We start from the raw sequence: 23514 nt of genomic DNA on the forward strand, positions 1-23514 counted from the left end.
GCCGGCGGTCACCGCTTCCAGCCCGCCCACGCCGACGCCACCATCTCCCGTACGTCCCGCTTCGCCCGCCAGCCCAGTTCCTCCGCGATGCGGTCGGCCGACGCGACCACGCGGGCCGGGTCGCCGGGGCGGCGCGGGGTGGTGACCGGGGGAGTGGTGTGGCCTGTTTCTTCGTTGATGAGGTCGATCATCTCGCGGACCGAAACGCCCACCCCGCGGCCGATGTTGAGGGTCAGGTCCGTGCCGGCGGGGGCGGTGGCGAGGCGTTGGGCCGTGGCCACGTGGGCCTCCGCCAGGTCGGTCACGTGGATGTAGTCCCGTACGCACGTGCCGTCCGGGGTCGGGTAGTCGTCGCCGAAGATGCGGGGGGCCGCGCCCTCGGTGAGCTTCTCGAAGACCATGGGGACCAGGTTGAAGACACCGGTGTCGGCGAGGTCGGGGGATGCCGCTCCCGCCACGTTGAAGTAGCGCAGGGACGCGGTGCGCAGGCCCGTGGCGCGGCCCGTCGCGCGGACCAGCCACTCGCCCGCGAGCTTCGTCTCGCCGTAGGGGCTCATCGGCACGCACGGCGTCTCCTCGGTGACGAGGTCGACGTCCGGCATGCCGTAGACCGCCGCCGACGAGGAGAACACGAACGAGCGCAGGTCCGTCGCCGTCGCCGCTTCGAGCAGGACTCGCAGGCCCTCGACGTTCTCCCGGTAGTAGCGCAGGGGCTGGTCGACGGATTCGCCGACCTGCTTCTTCGCCGCCAGGTGGATGACACCCGTCGGGGCGTGCTCGGCCAGCGTGCGGTCCAGGAGGTCGCGGTCGAGGGTCGAGCCGGTCACCAGGGGGACGTCGGAGGGGACGCGGGCGGCCACACCGGTGGACAAGTCGTCGTAGACGACGGCCTGTTCGCCCGCCGCGCGCAGCGCGTGCACCACGTGCGCGCCGATGTAGCCCGCCCCGCCGGTGATCAGCCAGGTCATGTCGGTGAGGTCCCCTCGTTCGTGGTGATGGGTGCGTGCGAGTCGCACACGAATGGTCAGTGAAGCAGGCGGGCCGCCCTGCGGCGCACCACCGACGCCACCCCGCGCGGCCCCGACGCCGTGCGCAGCGCGAGGGCCCCGGAGTGGGTCGCGTACGGCTGCGCGAGCAGGATGCCGTGGCGGCGGCTCGGTACGGCGACGCGGCGCAGCAGGCCGGGGCGGCGCACCGCGTGGGCCGTGCAGTCGCGGACGCTGCCGTCGGCGAAGCGCAGGCGCAGGCGGATGTCCCAGGTGCCGGCGCGGCCGAGGGCGGACAGGTCGAGGAGGGTCGTCGCCGTCCAGAGGTCGTCGTCGTCCGGGACGGGGGCGAAGGCCGTCGTGCGGCGCTGGGCGATCGTGCCGTGTTGCCGGTCGACCACCTCGACGTCCACCGAGCTGGGGCCCGCGTCGGCCACGCGGCCGTACAACTCGTGCAGGACGAGGCGGAGTCGGGTGCCCCGCGCGCTCGGGCGCAGTTCACCGTCGACGGCCAGCGGGAGCAGGGACATCGGGCGGTGCAGGAGGTGGTCCAGGGGCACCTGGGGGAGGTCCGCGGACCAGACGGGCGTGCCGTCGGGGGTGCGCGCGTACGGCGGGCGCAGTCGGGCCGGGCGTGCGGCGACCTCCCTGACGCGCGGCAGGTCCCGGGGCTCGGGCGCGGCGAGGATCAGGCGGCCGACGACGCGGCCCGGCGCCGGGGCCGCCTCGAAGTCGGCGGTGTCGAACGTCTCCAGGTAGGCGCGGGTGCGGCGCCACCACTCGGCGGTGTACTCCGGTCCGCGCAGGTCGAGTTCACGTGCGTACATGCGCAGCGAGTGGTCGAGGAAGTGGGCCCGCGCCGCCCGCGCGAGCCGCTTCTGCGACGCCCCGAGGAACGTGTCGACGGCGATGCGGTGGGCGTCGAGGCGGGCCTGCCAGTTGTCGATGCCGGCCCGGTCGAGGGAGAGGGAGAGGCGGGCGGCCGAGCGGCGTACGTGCCATACGTAGACCGGGTCGGGGACGAGGGCGAGGCGCGGGCCCGCGGCCAGGACGCGCGCCGTGAAGACGAAGTCCTCGTAGACGAACCGCCCGTCGGGGAAGCGGATGCCGTGCTCGCGCAGGAAGTCCGTGCGGTACAGCTTGTTGACGCAGAGCGTGTCGTGGACGAGGCGCGGGCGGCGCGTGGGGTGGGCGACGAGGGACGCCTTCGCGTACAGCTCGGGCTGCCACGGGACCTCGCGCCCGGACGGGAGTTCGCGGCGCACGCACAGCCCGGAGGCGACCTCGGCGTCGTGCTCGACCGCCGCGTCGAGCAGCGCCCGCACCGCGCCCGGCGGCAGCACGTCGTCGCTGTCGAGGAACATCACGTACGGGGACGAGGCGCGGTCGATCCCGTCGTTGCGGGGGGTTCCGCAGCCGCCGCTGTTCGTCGGGCGGTGCACCACCGTCAGACGCGGCTCGTGGGCGGCGAGGGCGTCGAGGAGCGCGCCGCTGCCGTCCGTCGAGCAGTCGTCGACCGCGAGCACCTCGCGCACCTCGGGCCCCTGCGCGAGCGCCGAGCGGACCGCGTCGGCGACATGGGCCGCGTCGTCGTACCCGATCACGACGACGGTGACCGAGAGGGTGGTGGGCTGTGCGCGGGGCGTGATCGGTTCGGGGTCCACAGAGTGAATAGTAGGGGTTTCTGTTAATTGTCCGGTAAGGGGGGTCGTGCCCGATTTCTTTTACTCTTTCGTGGCCTTCCAGAGGGAACGGAAGGAGATCAACGCCCCTCCGAGGAGAAGGACGTTGCGTACGGTCATCACCGCGCACCCCAGCCACGTACCGGCCATCACGTCCTCGTAGAGCACCGGATACGCGAGCGCGCTCACACCCGCCGCCGCGACGATCAGGAACGCGACCGCGCGCTGCGTCGTGCGCCGCGAGGTGAGGCAGACCGCGGCCAGGCCGAGCAGCCAGATCAGGTACTGCGGGCTGATCACGCGGCTGGTGACGGTGAACATCAGGACCGCGCACAGCGCCGCGTCGAACGGCGTCGCCTCCGAGTAGTGGTGCGCCCGGACCCGCCACCACAGCAGCGCGCCGAACGCCGCGGCCGTCAGCGCCACGGAGACGGTCGCGACCAGGTGCACGTGCGGGCCGACGAACTCCATCGCCCCGTACCGGTAACGGACCTCGCCGGGCCAGCCCGCGAGCCGTGCGTACGACAGGACCGTTCCGCCCAGCGACTCGATCTGCACGCCCCGCTCGCCCTGTTCGCGCAGGAACGAGAACGGCGCGCGGAACGCGACCGCGAGGACCAGGAGCATGGCCGCCGCCGATACGAGGGCCGAGCCCCAGGCCTGCCGTGTCGTGCGGCCGCGCGGTGTGCCGAGGAGGGTGAGCGCCGGCCAGACCTTCACCAGCGCGCCGAACGCCGCGAGGGCGCCGCTGACGCGGGGTGCCCGGCGCATCGTGAGCAGCGCGAGCACCGCGAACGCGGTGACCTCGACGTCGTAGCGGGCCAGCGGGATGTGGAGGAGGAGCGGGAGTCCCGCCGTCCACAGCCAGGCGCCGCGCGGGTCGTGGTCGCCGCGCGCGAGGGCGTACGTGATGACGGCGTCGGCGGCGAGGGTGAGCGCGACGAACGCCTGGAAGTAGGTCAGGCCCGGCAGGGCGCCAGGGGCGAGGAGGAGAGGGCCCGCGCCCGGCGGGTACTGCCACAGGGGGTCGTCCTGCGGGAACGTGCCCTGGGCGAGGATCGCGTACCAGTGGGCGTACAGGCCGTGGACCTCACGGGTCACGCCGCCCACGCCCAGGCCGTCCCGGATGAGCAGGTACAGCATTCCGGCGCGGGTCAGGAGCCAGACCGCCGGGAGCGCGAAGCGGGTGCGTCTGCCGGTGGGGATCCAGGTGGCGTGGACCGGGGTGTTGGTGGTGGGGCGTTGCTGGGCGTCGAGGGTCACGGTTTGGGAGGTTATGTCCCAGTTGTTGCGCCGTGAGGGTTTCGGCGGGTGTGTTGTCCGACGGTTGTGCGTGGCCGGGCGCGCAGTTCCCCGCGCCCCTGGAGGCTAGAGCTCTGCCCCGTCCAAGGCTTCCGTCAGGCGGTTGAGGCGTTCGCGCAGGTCCTCGATCTCCTTGAGGTCGAAGCCCGTCGCCTGGGCGATCTTCAGGGGGACCTGGGCCGCCTGCGGCTTGAGGGTCTCGCCCGCCTCCGTGAGCGTGATCGTCACCGAGCGTTCGTCCTGCGCGCTGCGCTCGCGGTGCACGAGGCCGTTCGCCTCCAGGCGCTTGAGGAGCGGGGAGAGCGTGCCGGAGTCGAGGCGGAGGAGTTCGCCGAGCCGCTTGACCGGGAGGCCCTCGTCCGCGGGTGCCTCCCAGAGGGCCAGCATGACCAGGTACTGGGGATAGGTCAGGCCCAGGTCCTTGAGGAGCGTGCGGTAGACGCCGCCGAACGCGCGCGACGCCGCGTTCAGGGAGAAGCAGATCTGCCGGTCGAGCCGCAGCTGGTCGTAGTCACTGGCCATGCCCTCAGGGTACCCCTTCGCGTCATTGAGTTGTGCGCAATTGAATTGCGTGCTCTACTTGTGGTCGTAGGGACGAGCACACAGCAGCCACCACCGAGAGGCAGGTCCTCATGGACGCCATCTACACCGCCGTCGCCACCGCCACCCACGGCCGCGACGGACGCGCCGTCTCCAACGACGGTGTCATCGACCTTCAGCTCGGCATCCCGACGGCGATGGGCGGCAACGGCCAGGGCTCGAACCCGGAGCAGCTCTTCGCCGCCGGCTACGCCGCCTGTTTCGGCAGCGCGCTCGGCCTCGTCGGCCGCGCCGCGAAGGTCGACGTCGCCGACGCGGCCGTCACCGCCGAGGTCTCCATCGGCAAGCAGGGCGAGGGCTTCGGCCTGGCCGTCGTGCTCCGCGTCGAGCTGCCCGACTCGGTCGACGCCGAGACCGGCCGCAAGCTCGTCGAGCAGGCGCACCAGGTGTGCCCGTACTCGAACGCGACCCGCGGCAACATCGACGTCGACCTCGTCATCGAGTAGTCGTCCGCTCAGTTGCCGATGCAGGCTTCAACCGCGCCTGGGAGAGCCCCCGTTGATCCGTGCGAGCACCTCGCCGGTCCGGGGGCTCCATGCGACCAGGACCGCTTCCGGCGGCAGCTTCTGGCTGCGGTCGAGCAGCAGCCAGTGCACGCCGTAGCGGTGCGCGATCGTCATCCGCTCCGAGCGCGTGGAGTCGGGGGCGAGGTAGGCGCGGACCGCGGTCAGGCGGCGCTGCCGTTCGTGCTCGTCGAGCGCCGGGTCCGGCCAGGCCGGGGCGACCAGGTTCGGGCCGAAGCCGGGCAGCGAACGGGTCGGCCGGTAGCCGTTCGTCAGGACCACGTCGCCGGGCGGGATGTGCTGCGCCGCCCACGTGTACGTCGGCCACATCGGCGGCTGGTCGAAGACCCGGGGGACGACCGCGCCGGCCTGCACCGCGAGGAAGCCGATGGCCGCGCCCGCCGCCGCGACGGCACCGAGCGCGCGCCGCGGCCAGGCCCACGGGCGGGGGGCCGCCAGCGCGATCGCCAGCGAGAACTGGAGCGGGATCAGGGCGAGGCCCATGATCCTGCCGTACGTGTAGTGCCCGGTCGCCCAGCCGTACGCGATCACGGCGACGTCCGCGGCGAACATGAGGGCGAGCGGGTCTCGGGGGTTGCGGCGGAAGCGGAGGCAGAGGGCGGGGAGGCCCAGGGCGGCCAGCCAGAAGTGGGCGGGCATGTCTGTGTAGAGCTGGCGGTGGATGCTGTCGACGCTCGGGTCTCCGACCAGGGACAGGACGTTGTAGTAGGGCCAGATCAAGGTGATGGCGGCTGTTGTGGAGAGCGCCGTTGCCCAGCGGGTGAGTTGGTTGAGTGTCGCGCCGTCGTGCCTGGTCGCGCAGTTCCCCGCGCCCCTAGCCGCGACTCCGATCACCGCCGCTACAGAGGAGATGGGATGGATCAGCAAGATCGCGCCCAGTAGTGCTCCCAGGCCCGCATAACCCCAGTACGAGCCGGCCGGTCGCAGCCGCGCCGTCCAGGCCCAGGCCCAGAACGACAGGCCGATCGCGAACGTCGACGGGTAGCCGAGGTTGCCCGTCATCGACAGGAGGCCCAGGTAGCCGCTCCACCAGGCCGTGCGCGTGCCCCACAGCAGGGTCATCGCCAACAGGGCCAGGACCGGCGCCCATTGACGGGGTGTCAGGGTGCGGACGAAGCGGTTGAGGCCCGTCAGGAGGACCAGGAGGTTGACGGGGCCCGCCAGCTTCACGACCTCCCAGCCCGCCAGGCCCGTCACGCGGGCGAAGACGCCCTGGGCCACCGCGTACGGGGAGTAGTACGGGCTGCCCGCGCCCGGCAGGTCGGCCATCGGGTGGCGGGGGTGGAGCAGGCTCGCGCGGAGGCGTTCGACGACCGCCGCGTGCTGGCCGAAGTCGCAGCACATCGGGACCCGCCAGTACGCCAGCGTCATCACCAGCCAGAACAGGCCGCCGAAGACGAAGAACGGGGTGGGGCGCCAGGCGCGGCCACCGCGCAGCGCGGTGGCGCCGCGGACCACGCGCCCGGCGAGTGTGGTGACGGTCATCGCATCAGCCGTTCGGCGACCCGCGCCGCCGCGCGCCCGTCGTCCAGGTCGCAGTAGGCGGTACGGAATCTCTCGTACGCCGGCGCGTGCCGGTCCCGTACGGTCTCCAGCTCCCGCAGCGCGCCCACCACTTCGTCCGTGGAACGGAGGAGCGGACCGGGGGCGCTCCGCTCGAAGTCGAGGTAGAAGCCGCGGACCGTGTCCCGGTAGTGCTCCAGGTCGTACGTGTGGAAGAGCATCGGGCGCCCGGTGTGCGCGAAGTCGAACATCAAAGACGAGTAGTCCGTGATCAACACGTCGGCGAGGAGCAGGAGTTCGGCCGCGCTCGGGTGGCCGGTGACGTCGTGGACGAAGGGGGCGCGGGCGCCCGGGAGGCGGCCCGTCGACTGCGGGTGCTTGCGGACGAGGAGGACGTGGTCCGCGGCCAGTTCGCGTTCCGCCGCCGCGAAGTCGAACGCCGGCTCGTGGCGGAAGCGGCCGGGGGAGTGGGCGAGGTGGTCGCGGTAGGTCGGGGCGTACAGGACGACGCGCTTGCCCGGGTCGATGCCGAGGTCGCGGCGCAGCCGTTCGGTGCGCTTGCGGCGGTCGTCGGGGGCGGTGAACAGGACGTCGTTGCGCGGCGATCCGGCCTCCAGGACCTCGCCGTCGTAGGCGAGGGCGCGCGACAGGTGCGGCGCCGACCAGCGCGTCGGGGCGACCAGGACGTCCCACTGGCGGGCCAGGCGCGGCAGTTGGGCGAGGTGGTCGTGGTCGGCGTAGAGCGTGTCCGTGAGGTCCGTGCCGATCCGCTTGAGCGGCGCGCCGTCCCAGGTCTGGACGACGGTCTGGCCCTCGCGGCGCTCGAAGAAGTCGGGCAGCTGGTGGGCGGTGACGATACGGCGGCAGCGGGCGAGGGCCGCGTACCAGTGGGCGGAGAACTCCTCGACGCCGCTCGCCGAGGCCGGGACCTGCGTGCGGCCGTCCCTGGTCACCCACAGGTGCTCGACGTCCGTGCCGCGCCGCACCAGCTCCTCGTGGATGGCGCGCGGCGAGTCCCCGTCCACGTAGAGGATCGCGTCCCGCAGCGGGAGTTCGCGCTGCGCCGGGTAGAACTCGGTGCGCAGGCGGTGTCGGCGGTAGGCGCCGCGGTCGGCGGGCGGCAGGGCCGGGCCCGCCTCGACGAGCAGGCGGTCGCCGAAGCGGCGGTCGAGGGTGAACTCGCGGGCGCCGGGCCGGTCGCCGGACGGGCGGTGGCGGGGCAGCCCGCCGGCCACCGACGTCAGGACGCGCACCGGGACGCCGTCCCCGTGCCGGTCGTCGGCCTCGCGCAGGAACCCGTACCAGCGGCCCTCCCAGAGCGCGGACGGTGCGACGACCGCGCGGAAGCGGTCGCCGTCGCGGTCGACGGGGACGGTCAGCTCCTCGGTCGTCGAGCTGTGGCGCAGCACGAACTCCGGCTGGCGCCAGGAGAGTTCGGGCGCGGTGCCCTCGACGACGAAGGAGTCGCCGCCCGACCAGCTGACCAGGTCGGCGATCGGCTGCCGGGTGAGTTCGACGACGAGCTGCCCCTGGTCGTTGGCGGTCGCGCACAGCTCGCGTCCGGCCGCCGTGTACCGGGCCGGGGGCAGGTCGAGGGCGGCGGCCACGGAGCGCGTCTTTCCGTCCGGCAGCACGAAGTTGACCTGCCAGCGGTCGCCGTGCGGCGGCTCGACCTCCTTGGGCGCGCGGTGCTCCGGCGCGGGCACCCCCGCGAGGTCCGCGAGCGCGATCCGCACCAGGAACCGGCCGCCCGCACACGTCACCGGATACGCGAACTCGGTGCCGGAGTGCTTGTGCGTGAGGCGCAGCGTGCGTGGTTCGAGCCCGCCGAGCAGGCGGCCCGCGAGGACCATCGAGCCGTCCTCGGCGTGGTGGTCGTCGGCGAGCGCCGCGTACGCGACGACCTTCAGAACCAGGCGCCCCTTGGTGTGTCCGACGACGAGACGGGTGCCGTCGCCGAGGTCACGGACCAGGTTCTGCTGGGCGGAGCCGTCGAGTGCGCGCAGCGCCGCACGGCGCAGCCGGCCGTGCCCGGCGACGACGACCCCGAGGTTCCAGGTGCCGGGCCGCCACTGCCCCTTCACCTTCAGCTTCTCCGGGTCGATCGTCATGGTGAAGCCCGCGTGGTCGTAACTGTGCAGCTCCTGGCGGGAGTTGACGGTCGCGGAGGGGTCGGGCCCGGTGCGGGTCGGCACCCGGCGGACCTGGGTGCGGCTGTTCGCCGCCTTCAGCAGGCCCGTCTTCACCGAGTGGCCGGGCTTGGCCGCCGCCAGGTTCTGGACGTACGCGTATCCGCTGATCCGCAGTTTCCCGTCGGCGCCCCACGCGCTCTCCCGCACCCGTGCCACCACCGGCAGCTCGCGCTTGCCGACCTTCACGAGGTGCTCGGGGACGCGGGTCACGCCCGGGTAGGAGGCGGTGCGGCGCAGCGAGCCGCGGACGTGGAAGGCGGTGCCGTTGCGGCGCTCGAAGGAGAGCAGCCGCACCAGGTCGTCGAGGCGGCGCTCGCGCACCAGGTGCCACTTCACGCGCAGGTCGAGCGGGAGGCCCTCGGCGATGTCCGCGTCGGCGCGGCGCAGGAACGCGGCCGTGTCGTCGAGGAACGCCTGCCGGTACTCGGGCCCGCCCATCGGCAGCCCGTCGAGGAAGTAGACGAAGTCGTCCCGCAGGCAGGACGCGTCGTACGTGCGCTTCAGCTCGGGCCGGTCGGGGAAGTGCCCGGCGAGGAACCGGCTGACGTGGTCGCAGGCCGCGATCCGGTCCCGTACGCCCTTCACGTCGGTGCGGCGCCGGGTGATGCTGCCCTCGCGGACCCGCCAGTAGTAGACGTGGTCGCGGAGCACGTCGACCGCCTCGGCGAGGAAGTGGGCCGGGATCATCACCGGCGTGTCCTCGTACAACTTCCCTTCCGGGAAGGTGAATTGGTGCTTGTCCCAGAAGGAGCGCCGGAAGACCTTGTTCCAGGCGACGCGGTCGGAGAGCAGTTGCCGGTCACGGGTGATGTGGGTGCGTTCGCGGCTGCGGGCGAGCCATTTGTACTGCCAGGCCTGGGAGCGGCCGCGCTCGTTCAGGCGCCAGACGTTGCCGGTCGCGAAGTCGGAGCCGGTCCGCTCCAGGCTGGCGGTCATCCGCTCGTACGCGTCGTGCGGCACGATGTCGTCACTGTCGACGAACGTCAGGAACTCGGTGCCGGGGGTCGCGTGGCGCACGCCGGTGTTGCGGGCGGCGCTCAGCCCGGCGTTGTCCTGCCGGACGTAACGGAACCGGGGGTCGCTCGCGGCCCGGGCCCGCGCGATCGCCGGGCCGGAGTCGGTCGAACCGTCGTCGACCAGGATGACTTCGAGGTCCGTGAGGGTCTGGGCGGCGATGGAGTCGAGGCATTCGGGCAGGTAGTCCTCGACGTTGTAGACGGGCACGATGACGCTGAGGCGGGGGGTGCGAGGCTTTTGCGGCATTCATCTGATCTGCCCGATTGCGTCAACTGTTTTGCCTTGCCTAACCCTTCTGGGTGACGTGGCGAGCCCCTTCGGTGCTGGGGGAGTGGGCCTGGGCACATCAAGCCCCTGCGGCGATTGAGCAGCGGGGTCTGGGGCAGAGCCCCAGGCCTCAGTGCCGTTGCCGGTTGCGCTTTGTCGGCGGGCGCGACGCCGTCGTGGTTGCTCGCGCAGTTCCCCGCGCCCCTTACGGGGCTCCCGGCGAAGCCCCAGGTACCGTCGACCTTTATGTCCCGATTCTCCGTAGTCATCCCCGCCTACCGCGCCCAGGGCTACCTCCGTGAGTGCCTGGACTCCGTACTCGCCCAGAGCCACCGCGACTGGGAGGCGATCGTCGTCGACGACGGCTCGCCCGACGCCTGCGGCGCGATCGCCGCGGAGTATGCGCAGCGCGACCCGCGCGTGCAACTCGTCCGCCAGGCAGAGCGCACCGGCCCCGGCGCGGCCCGCACCGCCGGCATCGCCCGCGCCACCGGCGGCCACCTCCTCTTCCTCGACGCCGACGACATGCTGCTGCCGGGCGCCCTCGCCGCGATCGACGCCGCGCTCACCGCCGCCGGCGACCCCGACCTCCTGCTCTACGGCCACGACCGCACCGACTGGTGGGACAAGGTCTGGTCCCCGGCCGACGCCCTCGACGCCGAGGACCTCGACCCGCTGACCGTCACCCCGGCCGCCTGGAACCGGGCCGTACGCCGCGACTTCTGGACGCGGCAGGGCCTCGCCTTCACCCCCGATGGCCCGTACGAGGACGTCGTCGCCGTGCACCGCGCCGTCCTGGAGGCGGACACCCTCGGCGTGCTGCCCCGCACCTGCGTCCGCTGGCGCAAGCGCCGCGCGGGCAGCGTCAACGGCACCCCGGGGCGCCGGCACTTCGCCGTCGTCGAGCGGTACGGGGACCTGCTCGCCGCGTCCGCCGCCGACCGCGACCGGCTCTTCCCCGTCGCCGTCGCCCGGGTCCTCGCCGTCCTCGACGACACGGGCCGCGTGCCCGCCGCCGACCGCCCCGAGTTCTTCCGCCTCGCCGCCGAACTCCACCGTGCCCACCGCCCCGCCGGGCACACCCCCGAAGGCCCGCGCGAAGCGGCCCTCGCGGCCGGGTCCTGGTCCTCGTACCAGAAGCAGGAGAAGGTCAACGACCGCAAGAAGACGGTGACTTCACGCCTCGCCCGGCAGAAGAAGAAGCTGCGCTCCCGGCTGATGAAGGCCGCCTACCGCACCGACCTGCGCACCGCCCGCCTCGACCCCGACCTCGCCGTCTACGGCGCGTACTGGAACCGCGGCGTCAGCTGCAACCCGGCCGCCATCCACGCCAAGGCCCGCGCCCTCGCCCCGCACATCAAGGGCGTCTTCGTCGTCTCGTCCCGGCACAAGGACCGCGTCCCGAAGGGCGTCCCGTACGTCATCGAGGGCTCGCGCCGCTACTGGCAGACGATGGCGACGGCCACGTATCTCATCAACAACTCGTCGTTCCCCGGCGGCTTCACCAAGCGGCCCGGCCAGATCTACCTCCAGACCCACCACGGCACCCCGCTCAAGCGGATGGGTCTCGACCAGCGCCGCTACCCGGCCGGCACGCACGGCATCAGCTTCGCCAAGGTCCTCGCCCACACCGACCAGTGGGACTACAGCCTCTCCAGCAACCCGCACTCCACGCAGGTCTGGGAGCGGGTGTACCCGTCGGCGGCGTACGCCCCGCTGGAGGCCGGCTATCCGCGCAACGACGTGTACTTCCACACGCCGGACGAGGAAATCCTGCGCATCAGGAGGGAGTTGGGGATCGCCGACGGTCAGCGCGCCCTGCTCTACGCGCCCACCCACCGCGACTACCAGAAGGGCTTCCTGCCCCGCCTCGACCTCGCCCGGTTCGCCGACGCCCTCGGCGACGACACCGTCGTCCTCGTCCGCGCCCACTACTTCTACGGCAGTGAGGCCGGACTCGCCGACACCCATCCGCGCCTGATCGACGTCACCGGACACGACCGCGTCGAGGACCTCTGCCTCGCCGCCGACGCCCTGGTCACCGACTACTCGTCCCTGATGTTCGACTACGCGTGCCTGGACCGCCCGATCGTCACGTACGCCCCCGACTGGCAGGCCTACCGGCTCGCCCGCGGCACCTACTTCGACCTCCTGTCGGGGCTGCCCGGCGACACCCCGGGCGCCGTCGCCACCTCGGAGGACGAACTGATCGCCCACTTCCGGGACGGCACCTGGGACACGGCGGCGACGACCCGGCTGCGGTCGGCGTTCCGCGAGCGGTTCTGCGCGTACGACGACGGCGGCGCGGCGGAGCGAGTCGTGCGGAAGCTGTTTCTGAACGGGTGACGTTCGGGCGGCACGGGACGGGCACACCGGGCCTTTCGTTACTAGTCGTACAAACTCGCCCCATGCTGCTGAACTCCCAGCCGGGGCCCGCCCGCGCCCGGGCCCTGGCCGTCGCGGTCCCCGGCGCCACCGCGCTCGCCCTGGCCCTGTGGCACCTGGACCGGGGCACGATGTGGCGGGACGAGGCCGCCACCGTCATGGTCGCCTCCCGGTCGCTGCCGCAGCTGTGGCACGTGCTCGGTTCGATCGACGCCGTGCACGGGCTCTACTACCTGCTGATGCACTTCGTGCTGCCGCTGCACCCGGGCGAGTTCATGCTCCGCCTGCCGTCCGTCGTCGGCGCGAGCGTCACGGCCTGTCTGGTCGCCGCGCTCGGCAGCCGCCTGGCGCGCCCGCGCGTCGGCCTGTGGGCGGGCCTGCTGTACGCCGTCGCGCCCTTCGCCCAGTACTACGCGCAGGAGGGCCGCTCGTACGCCCTGGTCGCGGCCGGGGCGGCGGGCGCGACGCTGCTGCTCACGCGCTGCGTCGAGCGGCCGGCCGCGCGCCGCTGGGCCGCGTACGCGGCGGCCGTCACCGTCACGGCGTGGCTGCACGAGTTCGCGGTCCTGCTGCTCGCGGCGCACGCCGTGACGCTCGCCGCGACCCGGGTGCCGTGGCGGACCTGGCGCGGCTGGGGGTGCGCGGCGGGCTGCTCCGCGCTGGCCCTGCTGCCGCTCGTCGCGCTGACCCGCGGACAGAGCCGGCAGGTGGCCTGGATCCGGCGGCCCGGCTGGGCGGACGCCGAGACGCTGCTGCGCGCGGCGACCGGACGGCACGGACCGCTGTACGTGATCACGCTCGCCCTCATCGCCGTCGCGGTGTCGCGCCCCGTCGCCCGCAGGGCGCGCGGCGCGTGCGGCCTGGTCGCCGTCGCGCTGCCGCTCGCGCTCGTCCCGCCGCTGGTCCTCTTCGCGGTCTCGCAGTGGCATCCGCTGTACGCGTCCCGGTACGCGCTCTTCGCGTTCGCCGGGGTGCCGCTGCTCGTGGCGGCGGGCGCGGAGGCCGTGCTCGCCCGGCTGCCCAGGCCCGCCGCCCTCAAGTCCGGCACGGCACCGGCCCTCGCGGGCGCCGGCCTGGTCGCCGTCGCCTTCCTCGCGCAGCTCCCGCTCCAGGAGCAGCAGCGCTCGGCGAACGCCCGGCGCGACGACCTCGGCGCGGTGGCGCGCATGCTCTCGGACCGACTCCGGCCCGGCGACCCGCTGTTGTACCTGCCGAAGACCGGACGCCGCTACACCGAGGCGTACCCGTCCTCGGTCGCGGGCGTCCGCGACGTCTCGCTGCGCACGTCGGGCGCGGCCTCCGGCACCCTCTACGGCATCGACGTCCCCCGCGGCGAACTGGCCGCCCGCATGGACTGCCTGCCCCGCGTCTGGGTCCTGTTCGATGCCGAGGCCGGCTACCCGGGCTGGCGCACCCGCTCCTGGGGCGAGCGCGCCAAACTCGACATCCTGCAAAGGGAGTTCACGCCCCTGAGGGACGTGCGGCGCAAGAGCGGGCGGCTCGTGCTGTACGCGCGGGTGGGCGGGCCCGTGGCGGGATGTTCACCACGGTGAGCGGGCTGTTCAGCACTGTGACAGGAAGGGCAGCTCGCCCAGATGGTCGCGGACGACCGCCGCGTCGGGCCGCAGATTCTCCTGCCGCGCCAGCCGCGCCGCCCGCTTCAGGCCGGGAGCCGGAGCGCCGGGCCTGACCAGGACGCTCTGCCAGGCCGTGTCGGTGAACTGAAGGCGGCCCGCGGGCTCGAACCCGGCCGCGTACGCGTGCTTCACCAGGGGGAGCGACGTGGGCGTGGTGGCGCGCAGCCCCTTGGGGTCGTACGGGCGGCCCACCGCCACGACCATCTGCACCTTGCGGTCGAGGAGTTCCGCCGGGAGCGGCCCGCGGCCCAGATACGGGTCGGCGAGGCCGCGCAGGTCGTACACGTCGTGCCGGGCGCCCAGGCAGAACGGCATGATCCCGGCGTCGCCGATCGCGACCGTGCCCCGGAACTCCTTGTCGTCCGCGACGGCCCGGCCGAGCGCCTGGTGCGCGTACTCCAGGCGGTAGCGGTAGGCGGCGATGGCGGTGAGTTCGCGCGGCGGGGTCACCGAGACCAGGGCCACGGCGACCGCGGCGAGGGCGAGGACCGCGGGGACGCGCAGCCGGGCGCCGCCGAACACGGCGGCCGCGCCCGCCAGCGCCCCCGCCGCCGCGAGGACCGGATGCCACTCCAGGGACAGCGCGGTGGCCGCCGCGAGCGCGCAGGCCGCCGCCGACCAGGGCGCGGTCCGGGCCGTGAGCGGCCGCACCAGGGCCACCACCGCCACCGGGAAGAGGATCTGCCAGGAGAACCGGTCCGCGTAGTTCATGGCGAGGACGGACGCCTGGTAGAGCCCCAGGTGGATGACGGCGGCGCAGACGGCGAGCACCAGCGGCGTCGCGTCGCGCAGCCGTTCCCGGTCCGCGCGCAGCAGCCACCGACCGGCGAGCGCGGCCACCGCGAGAACGGCGGCGCCCACCGGCAGCCACACCACCGGGCCCGCCCCGAGGGCGCCGTCGATCCAGCCGCCGTGCCCGGTCGACTTCTGGTAGAAGGTGTTCGGGAAGAACCGGCCGAAGTACCAGGCGCGCAGCAGCCAGTACGCGGCCAGCGCGCCGCCGAGCGCGAGCGCGCCCCACAGATCCCGGCGCCGCCGCCCCACCACGAGCCCCCACGCCTGCGCGGCGGCCGCGAGCGCGATGCCCTCGGGACGGCTGAACGCCAGCCCCAGACAGGCGAGGTGACCGAGCCGGCCGAGCCGCCCGTGCCGGGCGACGAGCGCGAACGGGGCGGCGGTGAGCAGCGCGAACGACACCGTCTCCAGACCGCTGAAGAGATGCACGAAGAACACCGGGCTGAGCAGCGCGAACGCGCACAGCGCGAGACGCTGGCGGCGCGGCACGTCGAGCCTGACCACCGCGACGACGTATCCGGCGAGCACCCCGACCGAGACCAGCTTGAAGAACAGCTCGACCGGCATCCCGAGCAGCGCGGGCACCACGGACAGGGCCGTGTAGAGCGGATTGGTGTACGCCTCGACGCGCACCGCGGACGGCGACGGGTTCCAGTTCCAGACGCCGGAGCCGACGAGGTTCGCGCCGTAGCGCCAGGAGATGAAGGCGTCGTCGACGGTGTACGGGGCGAAGCACAGGGCGAGGGCCGCGCCCGCCGCCGCGAGCGCGGCGAACAGGGCGGGGGCGGTGTAGCGGTGAAGTCTCACGGAGGCACTGTGCGGCCCCGTCGCAAAAACGGCCAAATCCCTTAATCGGATACATCAGTCGATGGGGTGATTGCGTAAAGCACCGGAAAACCCCGCCCGAGGCTCGGGAGTTGAGATCGCGCCAAGTTGTCACCTCCGGACGGAGTGATGTTCATGAGCGGGGCTCCCGCACCGATCCCGCCCGCACGCCCGGTCATCGGAGAAGCCGAGATCCAGGCGGCCGTACGCGTCCTGCGCAGCGGCCGTGTCGTGCAGGGCCCCGAAGTCGCCGCCTTCGAGGAGGAGTTCGCGACCCTGGTGGACGGCCGCCACTGCGTGGCCGTCAACTCGGGCACCTCCGCCTTGCAGTTGACACTCCTCGCCCTCGGCATCGGGCCCGGCGACGAGGTGATCGTGCCGTCGTTCTCGTTCGCCGCCACCGCCAACGCCGTCCGTCTGGTGGGCGCCGATCCGGTCTTCGCGGACATCGACCCGCGCACGTACTGTGTCGACCCGCGCGCGGTCGCCTCGCTCATCGGCCCCCGCACGGCGGCGATCATGCCCGTCCACCTCTACGGTCACCCCGCCGCGATGGACGAGCTCACCCCGCTGGCCGAGCGGCACGGCCTTGCCGTCGTCGAGGACGCCTGCCAGGCGCACGGCGCCGCGCTGGACGCCCGCCCGGTCGGCGCGCACGGCACGGCGGGCTGCTTCAGCTTCTACCCGACGAAGAACATGCACGCGCTCGAGGGCGGCATGGTCACCGTCGCCGACGCCGAGCTCGCCCGCACCCTGCGCCTGTTGCGCAACCAGGGCATGGAGGCGCGCTACGCCAACGAGATCGTCGGCGCCAACATGCGCATGACCGACGTGAACGCCGCCGTCGGCCGCGTCCAGCTCGGGCACCTCGCGGAGTGGACCGAGCGCCGCCGCTCCCACGCCAAGCGCCTCGACGCGCTCATCACGACGGACGCGGTGACGACGCCGTACGTCGCCGACGGCGCCCGGCACGTCCACCACCAGTACACGGTGCGGATCGGCGAAGGACTGCGGGACGCGTTCCGGCGGGAGCTGGAGGTGCGGGGCGTCGGCAGCGCCGTCTACTACCCCACCCCGATCCACCGCCTCACCCCGTACGAGACGGGCGACCGGCTGCCCGAGACCGACCGGGCCGCAGCCGAGGTGCTCTCGCTGCCGGTCCATCCGACGCTGACGGACCGCGAGATCGAGCGCGTCGCCGAGGCGGTCGACTCCGTCGCCGGGAGCCTGTGATGAGCAAGCTGACAGCGGTCCTGATCGGCCTCGGCGCCATGGGCCGCAACCACGCCCGCGTCCTCGGCCTCCTCGACGGCGTCGACCTCGTGGGCGCGATGGACCCGGCGGGCGGCACCCTGCCGAGCGGGGCCCCGGTGGTGCGCGCCCTGGACGAACTCCTCGCCCTGCGCCCCGACTACGCCGTCGTGGCGTGCCCCACCGCGCTGCACGAAGAGATCGGCATGGCCCTGGCCGTGCACGGGGTGTGCGCCCTGATCGAGAAGCCGCTCGCGCACTCCGTGGTCGCGGCCCGCCGTCTCGTCGACGCGTTCGAGACGGCGGGCCTGGTCGCGGGCGTCGGCCACATCGAACGCTTCAACCCGGCGCTCCAGAACCTGCGTTCGCGCCTGGAGGCCGGCGAACTCGGCGAGGTCTTCCAGGTCGTCACCCGCCGCCAGGGCCCCTTCCCGCACCGCATCGCGGACGTCGGCGTGGTGAAGGACCTGGCCACGCACGACATCGACCTCACGGGCTGGGTGACGGGCCAGGAGTACGCGTCGGTCTCCGCCCGCACCCTGTCCAAGTCGGGCCGCGAGCACGAGGACATGGTGACGGTCACGGGCGACCTCACCGACGGCACCCTCGTCAGTCACCTCGTGAACTGGCTCAGCCCGCTCAAGGAGCGCTTCACGGCGGTCACGGGGGAGCGCGGCTGCTTCGTCGCGGACACCCTGACGGCCGACCTCACGTACTACGCCAACGGCGCCGTGACCACCGAGTGGGAGGCGCTGCGGGCGTTCCGCGGGGTCAGCGAGGGCGACATGATCCGCTACGCGACGCCGAAGCGGGAGCCGCTGCTCGTGGAGCACGAACGGTTCCGCGACGCGGTGGACGGCAAGGACGCCGCCGGGATCGTGTCGCTGCGGGAGGGGCTGCGGACGGTGGAGGTGGCCGCCGCCGTCCTGGAGTCGGCGCGCGAGCGGGTCTCCGTACGGCTTCCCCAGGCGCGACGCGAGGGCGACGCCCGGCCCCTGCCGCAGCCGGGCGCCCCGGGCGGCCGGCCTTAGCCACCCCGCACGAGCGGCCCGGCGACGGCACGCGTCCGTCCGGGTGACGCCGCGTTGCCGCCCGCGTACGCCGTTCGTTGCTCCGCGCAGGGCCCAGGTCCTGGCGTCACGGGCCCGGCTCAGCCCCCGCCCCGGCCCCGGGCGGTCCGACACGACCCCGACACGACAAGGACATCGCGTGCGACCTCACCCCGCCCCCGACCCGGCAACACCCCCCGAGGGCGGCGGGCGCCGCGTCGTGATGCTCGTCGACAACGGGGTCAACGGAGACTCCCGCGTACAGAAGGCGGCCCGCTCGATGGCCGACGCCGGCTGGCGGGTCACCCTGCTCGGCCAGTCACCGGACCGCAGGCAGCGCACCTGGATGCTGGGGGAGGCCGACGTCAGGCTGCTGCCGATGGCGCGCCAACTCGACCGCAGACGCCACCAGTTCCGCCGCCCCTGGCTGCGCCGCCCGCTCGCCTACCGGCCCGGCGGCATCGACACCTACCGCGTCGCGCAGGCCAAGGCGTGGCGCGCCGACCTGCTGGCCCGGCGGGCCGCCGAGGGCCGGAACTTCCTCGTCCGGCGCGCCGCCGCACAAGCCCTCGTGCGCTGGACCCAGTTGCGCCAGCGGCAGTTGACGCAGGCCCGGGCCGCGCGCAAGAACCTCGACGGCGCGACCGACCGGCTCTGGGCGTGGACGGTGCGCACGCTGATGGGCGTACGGTCCTGGCGCAGGCTCGAACCGTACTTGTGGGACTACGAGTTCACGTTCGGGCCCGTGATCGACGCACTGCGGCCCGACCTGATCCACGCCAACGACTTCCGGATGATCGGCGTCGGCGCCCGCGCCGCCGCGCGCGCCCGCGCCAAGGGCCGGGAAGTCAAGCTCCTCTGGGACGCCCACGAGTACCTGCCCGGCATCAAACCCCGCGCGGACCACGGGCGTTGGCTGCCCGCGCACTGTGCCCACGAGCGGGAGTACGCGCCGTACGCGGACGCCGTCGTGACGGTCTCCGAGACCCTCGCCGACCTGCTGCGCCGCGACCACGGGCTGCCCCGCACCCCGGCCGTGGTCCTCAACGCCCCCGGCGGCGAGCCGCCCGTGGACCAGGCCGGTGAACCGGCGCCCGACCTGCGTGCCATGTGCGGCGTCGGCCCTGACACCCCCCTGCTCGTCTACAGCGGTGCGGTCGCGCAGCAGCGCGGCCTGGACACGGTCGTCGAGGCGCTGCCCCGCATCCCCGGCGCGCACGCCGCGTTCGTCGTCCTGTCCCCGCAGAACGCGTTCATGAAGGGCCTGCTCGCCCGCGCCGCCGAACTCGGCGTCGCCGACCGGGTGCACCCGCTGCCCTACGTCCCGCACTGGCAGGTCGTCGACTTCCTGTCCGGCGCCGACGTCGGCCTCATCCCGATCCACCACTGGCCCAACCACGAACTGGCCCTCATCACCAAGTTCATGGAGTACGCGCACGCCCGCCTGCCCATCGTCGTCAGCGACGTCAGGACCATGGCGGGCAAGGTGCGCGAGACCGGGCAGGGCGAGGTGTTCCGGGCCGAGGACACCGACGACTTCGTGCGAGCGGTGCGCGCCGTCCTCGCGGACCCGGCCCGCTACCGGGCCGCCTACGACGCCCCCGGCCTGCTGGAGGCCTGGACCTGGCAGGCGCAGGCCGAGGTCCTGGACGGCGTCTACCGCCGCCTGCTGCCGCACGCCGTGCCCCGGCCGGCATCACAGCTCACCGCCTCATCAGGAGTCAACTGACCATGCGTATCTGCGTAGTAGCCCTCGGGAAGATCGGCCTCCCCCTCGCCGTTCAGTTCGCGTCCAAGGGTCACGAGGTCGTCGGCGCCGACGTCGACGAGCGCGTGGTCTCCCTCGTGAACGACGGCGCCGAACCGTTTCCCGGCGAGCACGACCTCGACACCCGCCTCAAGAAGGCGGTGGCACAAGGGTCGTTGAGCGCGACCACGGACACCGCGGCGGCCGTCGCGTCCGCCGACGCCGTCGTCCTCGTCGTCCCGCTGTACGTCGACGCCGACGGCACGCCCGACTTCGGCTGGATGGACGCGGCGACCCGCGAGGTCGCGCAGGGGCTGCGCCCCGGCACGCTCGTCTCGTACGAGACGACGCTGCCCGTCGGTACGACGCGTACGCGCTGGGCGCCGATGCTGGAAGAGGGCTCCGGGCTGCGCGCCGGCCGCGACTTCTCCCTCGTCTTCAGCCCCGAACGGGTCCTGACCGGACGGGTCTTCAGCGATCTGCGCCGCTATCCGAAGCTGGTCGGCGGGCTCGACGCGGCGTCTGCCCGCGCGGGCGTCGACTTCTACGAGGCCGTCCTCGACTTCGACGTACGGGACGATCTGCCGCGCCCGAACGGCGTCTGGGACCTCGGCTCGGCGGAGGCCGCCGAGCTCGCCAAGCTGGCGGAGACGACGTACCGCGACGTGAACATCGGCCTCGCCAACCAGTTCGCGCGGTTCGCGGACCGGTCCGGCATCGACGTCCTCAAGGTCATCGAGGCCTGCAACTCCCAGCCGTACAGCCACATCCACCAGCCCGGCATCGCGGTCGGCGGCCACTGCATCCCGGTGTACCCGCGCATGTACCTGTGGAACGACCCCGAGGCGACCGTCGTGCGCGCCGCCCGCGAGGCGAACGCGGCGATGCCCGCGTATGCGGTGTCCCAACTGGCCCGCGCGTACGGTGACTTGTCCGGCGCCGAGGTCCTCGTGCTCGGGGCCGCGTACCGGGGCGGGGTCAAGGAGACCGCGTTCTCCGGGGTGTTCGGGGTGGTCGGCGCGCTGCGTTCGGCCGGGGCCGTGCCTTATGTCTCCGACCCGCTGTACGACGATGCCGAGCTGGCCGCGCTGGGCCTCACCCCGTACGCCGGGCAGGCCGTGACCGCCGCCGTCGTGCAGGCCGATCACGCGGAGTACCGGGAACTGGGGGTGGGGGACTTCCCGGACGTACGGGTGCTGGTCGACGGCCGTCGGGTCACGGATCCGGCCCGCTGGGAGGGCGTCCGGCGCGTTGTGCTGGGGGCGCCTCAGTAAGGGGGTGCCGGGGCGCGTCGTGGCTGGTCGCGCCCCGCGGCGGAGCCGCTGATGGATACAGCCCCGCGCCCCTGGGATGCCGCACCGAAGGTGCGCATTCCAGGGGCGCGGGGAACTGCGCGACCAGCCACACTCAACCGGCGCCCGCCGACGACTCAACAACCCGGCAGACGCCCACGCGCCGGACCCGGGCTCACCCCTCCACCAGCCCCGACGGAGTCTCCCGGTACAGATCCCCGGAGCGCCCGCACCGCCAGACACCGGGCTCGACCTCCTCCAGCCGCTCCCCGGACGGGCCCACCCACCCGATCCGCCGCGCCGGCACCCCCGCCACCAGCGCGAAATCCGGCACGTCCCGCGTGACCACCGCCCCGGCCGCCACCATCGCCCAGCGCCCGATCCGCACCGGCGCCACGCACACCGAACGCGCCCCCAGCGAGGCGCCCTCGGCCACCGTCACCCCGACCGGCTCCCAGTCGGACGCCCGCTTCAGCTTCCCGTCGGGGGAGACGGAGCGCGGGTTGTGGTCGTTGGTGAGGACCACCGCGGGGCCGACGAAGACGCCGTCGGCAAGGGTCGCCGGCTCGTAGACGAGGGCGTAGTTCTGGATCTTGACGTGGGAGCCGATCGAGACGTCCGTACCGATGTACGCGCCCCGGCCCACCACGCACCCCTCGCCGAGCCGCGCCCCTTCCCTGATCTGCGCCAACTCCCAGACGGACGTGCCCGACCCGAGCGACGCGGTGGCGTGGACCTGTGCGCCCTCCGCGATCCGGACACCTGTGGGGGAAACACTCGTAGTCGTCATGAAGTAAGCAACGAGCGAGGCGGTCGGTCGTTTGCATGGCATGCAGAACACCGCCGGCGGTGAGCCGGACGTCAGCGTCGTCGTCGCCGTCTACAACACGATGCCGTATCTGACCGAGTGCCTTACCTCCCTGGTCGAGCAGTCCATCGGACACGAACGGCTGGAGGTCGTCGCCGTCGACGACGGCTCCACCGACGGCAGCGAGAAGGAGCTGGAGCGGTTCGCCGACCAGTATCCGGAGGTGTTCACCGTGCTGCACCAGCCCAACTCCGGTGGCCCGGCGGCGCCCAGCAACCGCGCCCTTGACGTGGCGCGCGGCCGGTACGTGTTCTTCGTCGGCGCCGACGACCACCTGGGGACCGAGGCGCTGGAACGGCTCGTCGACGCCGCCGACCGGCTCGAGTCCGATGTGGTCCTGGGGCGCATGGTCGGGGTCAACGGACGCACCGTGCCCCGGGCCGTCTTCACCTCCTCCCAGGACGACGTGCGGCTGGAGGACTCGGCGCTCCCATGGGCGCTGTCCAACACCAAGCTGTTCCGCCGGGAGCTGATCGAGCGGCACGGGTTGCGCTTCCCGGAGGAGTACCCGGTCCTCAGCGATCAGCCGTTCACCCTGGAGGCGTGCTTCCGGGCCCGGCGGATCTCCGTGCGCGCCGACTACGACTACTACTTCGCCGTACGCCGTGAGGACGGCAGCAACGTCACCTTCCGGCACCGGATGACCGACCGGCTGCGCGCCACCGCGGCGATCATGGCGCTCACCGAGCGGATGACCGAGCCCGGGCGCGGCCGGGACTGGATCAACCAGCGGCACACCACCTGGGAGCTGGCGGCCCTTGTCGAGCCGCAACTCCTCGAACTGCCGCCCGAGGAACAGAAGTTCGTGTGCGAGGGGCTCGGCGATCTCATGCGCAAGTACGCCAACGCGTACGTGCTGCGCAAGCTCGACCGGCGGCAACGACTGCTGGTCGGGCTGGCCGAACGCGGGCACACGCAGGCGCTGCTGGACGTCGTGCGCGACCCGCAGCCGCCGCTCCGGCTGGACGGCGACCGCGCCTATGTCGCCCACGCCTGTTTCCGCGACCCCGAACTCGGCCTGCCCGACGCCTGGTTCGACGTCACCGAGGAACTGGCCGAACCCTGGACCGAGCAGACCTTCGGGCCCGCCGAGGCGTCCTGGTCCGACGACGGGGAGCGGCTGTTGATCCGGGTGCGCGGGTCGCTGCCCGAGCTGGCACGGGTCGGGGCCGGGGCGGTGCGGGTGCGGGTCGAGTCCCGCAGGGGGGAGGAGCGGCAGCCGCGTCCGTGTGCGGTCTCCCTCACGGCGGCCGACGGAGAAGAAGGGGTCTGCGTCGAACTCGCCTTTGACGTCGCCGAGTTGTTCCCGGCGAAGGGTGCCGCCTGGGGGACGTGCGCCTTCGCCCTGAAGGTGACCGGGCTCGGTGTCACGCACGAGGTGCCGCTGACCGCCGAACTGCCCGCGCTGCGCCGCTGGCACCGGCTGCGCCCGCACCGGGTCACCGTCAGCACGCGGGGCACGGTGCCCGGGGCGTTGACGCTGCGCGTGACGCGGGTCCCCGTACGGCAGTTGGTGGGGCGCTGCCTCGGCCCGCTGCGCCGACGCACCTGAGCCGACCCGTCTGGGCCGACGCTTCTGAGCCGAGAGGACC

Annotated in this window: 16 protein-coding genes; 8 read left to right on the forward strand and 8 right to left on the reverse strand. The window is 73.1% G+C overall.

What is annotated here, in order from left to right; all coding sequences use genetic code 11:
• Positions 1 to 8: 8 nt before the first annotated feature.
• The 4 genes from galE to AB0L37_RS08310 form a co-directional block, all read right to left on the reverse strand.
• Positions 9 to 968 carry a UDP-glucose 4-epimerase GalE gene (gene galE / locus AB0L37_RS08295; protein ID WP_365501665.1) on the reverse strand — a complete coding sequence of 320 codons (960 nt, stop codon included), beginning with the start codon at positions 966 to 968 and terminating at the stop codon, positions 9 to 11.
• A 56-nt stretch (positions 969 to 1024) separates the two neighbouring features.
• Positions 1025 to 2650 (reverse strand): glycosyltransferase family 2 protein, encoded by a 1626-nt coding sequence (locus tag AB0L37_RS08300; RefSeq protein ID WP_365501667.1) that lies wholly within the window; start codon positions 2648 to 2650, stop codon positions 1025 to 1027.
• Positions 2651 to 2710: 60 nt separating this feature from the next.
• Entirely contained in the window at positions 2711 to 3874 is a 1164-nt protein-coding gene (locus tag AB0L37_RS08305; RefSeq protein WP_365502101.1) for a glycosyltransferase family 87 protein, read from the reverse strand.
• A gap of 162 nt (positions 3875 to 4036) precedes the next feature.
• A complete protein-coding gene (locus tag AB0L37_RS08310; protein WP_365501669.1) occupies positions 4037 to 4492 on the reverse strand; it encodes a MarR family transcriptional regulator in 456 nt (151 codons plus the stop codon).
• Between the two features lie 110 nt (positions 4493 to 4602).
• Between AB0L37_RS08310 and AB0L37_RS08315 the strand changes: the two genes are divergently transcribed.
• Complete coding sequence (locus AB0L37_RS08315; protein WP_365501671.1) at positions 4603 to 5016, forward strand: organic hydroperoxide resistance protein; 414 nt, start codon at positions 4603 to 4605, stop codon at positions 5014 to 5016.
• A 27-nt stretch (positions 5017 to 5043) separates the two neighbouring features.
• Here AB0L37_RS08315 and AB0L37_RS08320 read toward each other — a convergent pair whose 3' ends face one another.
• Both AB0L37_RS08320 and AB0L37_RS08325 read right to left on the reverse strand, forming a co-directional pair.
• Positions 5044 to 6579, reverse strand: coding sequence for a hypothetical protein (locus AB0L37_RS08320; RefSeq protein WP_365501673.1), 1536 nt, complete (start codon positions 6577 to 6579; stop codon positions 5044 to 5046).
• Positions 6576 to 10052 carry a CDP-glycerol glycerophosphotransferase family protein gene (locus AB0L37_RS08325; RefSeq protein ID WP_365501675.1) on the reverse strand — a complete coding sequence of 1159 codons (3477 nt, stop codon included), beginning with the start codon at positions 10050 to 10052 and terminating at the stop codon, positions 6576 to 6578. Before AB0L37_RS08325 ends, AB0L37_RS08320 begins: the two co-directional genes overlap by 4 nt.
• 267 nt (positions 10053 to 10319) lie before the next feature.
• On the opposite strand from AB0L37_RS08325, the gene AB0L37_RS08330 reads away from it, so the two are divergent.
• Both AB0L37_RS08330 and AB0L37_RS08335 read left to right on the forward strand, forming a co-directional pair.
• Positions 10320 to 12419 carry a CDP-glycerol:glycerophosphate glycerophosphotransferase gene (locus AB0L37_RS08330; protein ID WP_365501677.1) on the forward strand — a complete coding sequence of 700 codons (2100 nt, stop codon included), beginning with the start codon at positions 10320 to 10322 and terminating at the stop codon, positions 12417 to 12419.
• A gap of 62 nt (positions 12420 to 12481) precedes the next feature.
• Positions 12482 to 14011, forward strand: a complete 1530-nt coding sequence (locus tag AB0L37_RS08335) for a glycosyltransferase family 39 protein (protein ID WP_365501679.1) — start codon at positions 12482 to 12484, stop codon at positions 14009 to 14011.
• Positions 14012 to 14020: 9 nt separating this feature from the next.
• Here AB0L37_RS08335 and AB0L37_RS08340 read toward each other — a convergent pair whose 3' ends face one another.
• Entirely contained in the window at positions 14021 to 15697 is a 1677-nt protein-coding gene (locus AB0L37_RS08340; protein WP_365501681.1) for a hypothetical protein, read from the reverse strand.
• 153 nt (positions 15698 to 15850) lie between these two features.
• On the opposite strand from AB0L37_RS08340, the gene AB0L37_RS08345 reads away from it, so the two are divergent.
• The 4 genes from AB0L37_RS08345 (at position 15851) to AB0L37_RS08360 (ending at position 21036) form a co-directional block, all read left to right on the forward strand.
• Entirely contained in the window at positions 15851 to 16948 is a 1098-nt protein-coding gene (locus AB0L37_RS08345; RefSeq protein ID WP_365501683.1) for a DegT/DnrJ/EryC1/StrS family aminotransferase, read from the forward strand.
• Complete coding sequence (locus AB0L37_RS08350) at positions 16948 to 17997, forward strand: Gfo/Idh/MocA family oxidoreductase (RefSeq protein WP_365501685.1); 1050 nt, start codon at positions 16948 to 16950, stop codon at positions 17995 to 17997. Before AB0L37_RS08345 ends, AB0L37_RS08350 begins: the two co-directional genes overlap by 1 nt.
• 178 nt (positions 17998 to 18175) lie before the next feature.
• Positions 18176 to 19744 (forward strand): glycosyltransferase family 4 protein, encoded by a 1569-nt coding sequence (locus AB0L37_RS08355; protein ID WP_365501687.1) that lies wholly within the window; start codon positions 18176 to 18178, stop codon positions 19742 to 19744.
• 2 nt (positions 19745 to 19746) lie between these two features.
• Positions 19747 to 21036 carry a nucleotide sugar dehydrogenase gene (locus tag AB0L37_RS08360; protein ID WP_365501689.1) on the forward strand — a complete coding sequence of 430 codons (1290 nt, stop codon included), beginning with the start codon at positions 19747 to 19749 and terminating at the stop codon, positions 21034 to 21036.
• Positions 21037 to 21229: 193 nt separating this feature from the next.
• Here AB0L37_RS08360 and AB0L37_RS08365 read toward each other — a convergent pair whose 3' ends face one another.
• Positions 21230 to 21844, reverse strand: coding sequence for an acyltransferase (locus AB0L37_RS08365; protein WP_365501691.1), 615 nt, complete (start codon positions 21842 to 21844; stop codon positions 21230 to 21232).
• A 40-nt stretch (positions 21845 to 21884) separates the two neighbouring features.
• Between AB0L37_RS08365 and AB0L37_RS08370 the strand changes: the two genes are divergently transcribed.
• The gene (locus AB0L37_RS08370; RefSeq protein ID WP_365501693.1) at positions 21885 to 23474 is read left to right on the forward strand and encodes a glycosyltransferase; all 1590 of its coding nucleotides are present in this window, start codon (positions 21885 to 21887) and stop codon (positions 23472 to 23474) included.
• The last annotated feature ends 40 nt before the right edge of the window (positions 23475 to 23514 follow it).

It is taken from the genome of Streptomyces sp. NPDC052225 (assembly GCF_040679615.1).
In the GTDB taxonomy this organism is placed as follows: Bacteria; Actinomycetota; Actinomycetes; order Streptomycetales; family Streptomycetaceae; genus Streptomyces.

What these genes read in the sequence shown, in the direction of transcription:
- AB0L37_RS08310 (WP_365501669.1), bottom strand. Translation starts at nt 4,492, where the DNA reads ATGGCCAGTGACTACGACCAGCTGCGGCTCGACCGGCAGATCTGCTTC.
- AB0L37_RS08350 (WP_365501685.1), top strand. Translation starts at nt 16,948, where the DNA reads ATGAGCAAGCTGACAGCGGTCCTGATCGGCCTCGGCGCCATGGGCCGC.
- AB0L37_RS08325 (WP_365501675.1), bottom strand. Translation starts at nt 10,052, where the DNA reads ATGCCGCAAAAGCCTCGCACCCCCCGCCTCAGCGTCATCGTGCCCGTC.
- AB0L37_RS08335 (WP_365501679.1), top strand. Translation starts at nt 12,482, where the DNA reads ATGCTGCTGAACTCCCAGCCGGGGCCCGCCCGCGCCCGGGCCCTGGCC.
- AB0L37_RS08360 (WP_365501689.1), top strand. Translation starts at nt 19,747, where the DNA reads ATGCGTATCTGCGTAGTAGCCCTCGGGAAGATCGGCCTCCCCCTCGCC.
- galE (WP_365501665.1), bottom strand. Translation starts at nt 968, where the DNA reads ATGACCTGGCTGATCACCGGCGGGGCGGGCTACATCGGCGCGCACGTG.
- AB0L37_RS08315 (WP_365501671.1), top strand. Translation starts at nt 4,603, where the DNA reads ATGGACGCCATCTACACCGCCGTCGCCACCGCCACCCACGGCCGCGAC.
- AB0L37_RS08320 (WP_365501673.1), bottom strand. Translation starts at nt 6,579, where the DNA reads ATGACCGTCACCACACTCGCCGGGCGCGTGGTCCGCGGCGCCACCGCG.
- AB0L37_RS08330 (WP_365501677.1), top strand. Translation starts at nt 10,320, where the DNA reads ATGTCCCGATTCTCCGTAGTCATCCCCGCCTACCGCGCCCAGGGCTAC.
- AB0L37_RS08345 (WP_365501683.1), top strand. Translation starts at nt 15,851, where the DNA reads ATGAGCGGGGCTCCCGCACCGATCCCGCCCGCACGCCCGGTCATCGGA.
- AB0L37_RS08365 (WP_365501691.1), bottom strand. Translation starts at nt 21,844, where the DNA reads ATGACGACTACGAGTGTTTCCCCCACAGGTGTCCGGATCGCGGAGGGC.
- AB0L37_RS08370 (WP_365501693.1), top strand. Translation starts at nt 21,885, where the DNA reads ATGCAGAACACCGCCGGCGGTGAGCCGGACGTCAGCGTCGTCGTCGCC.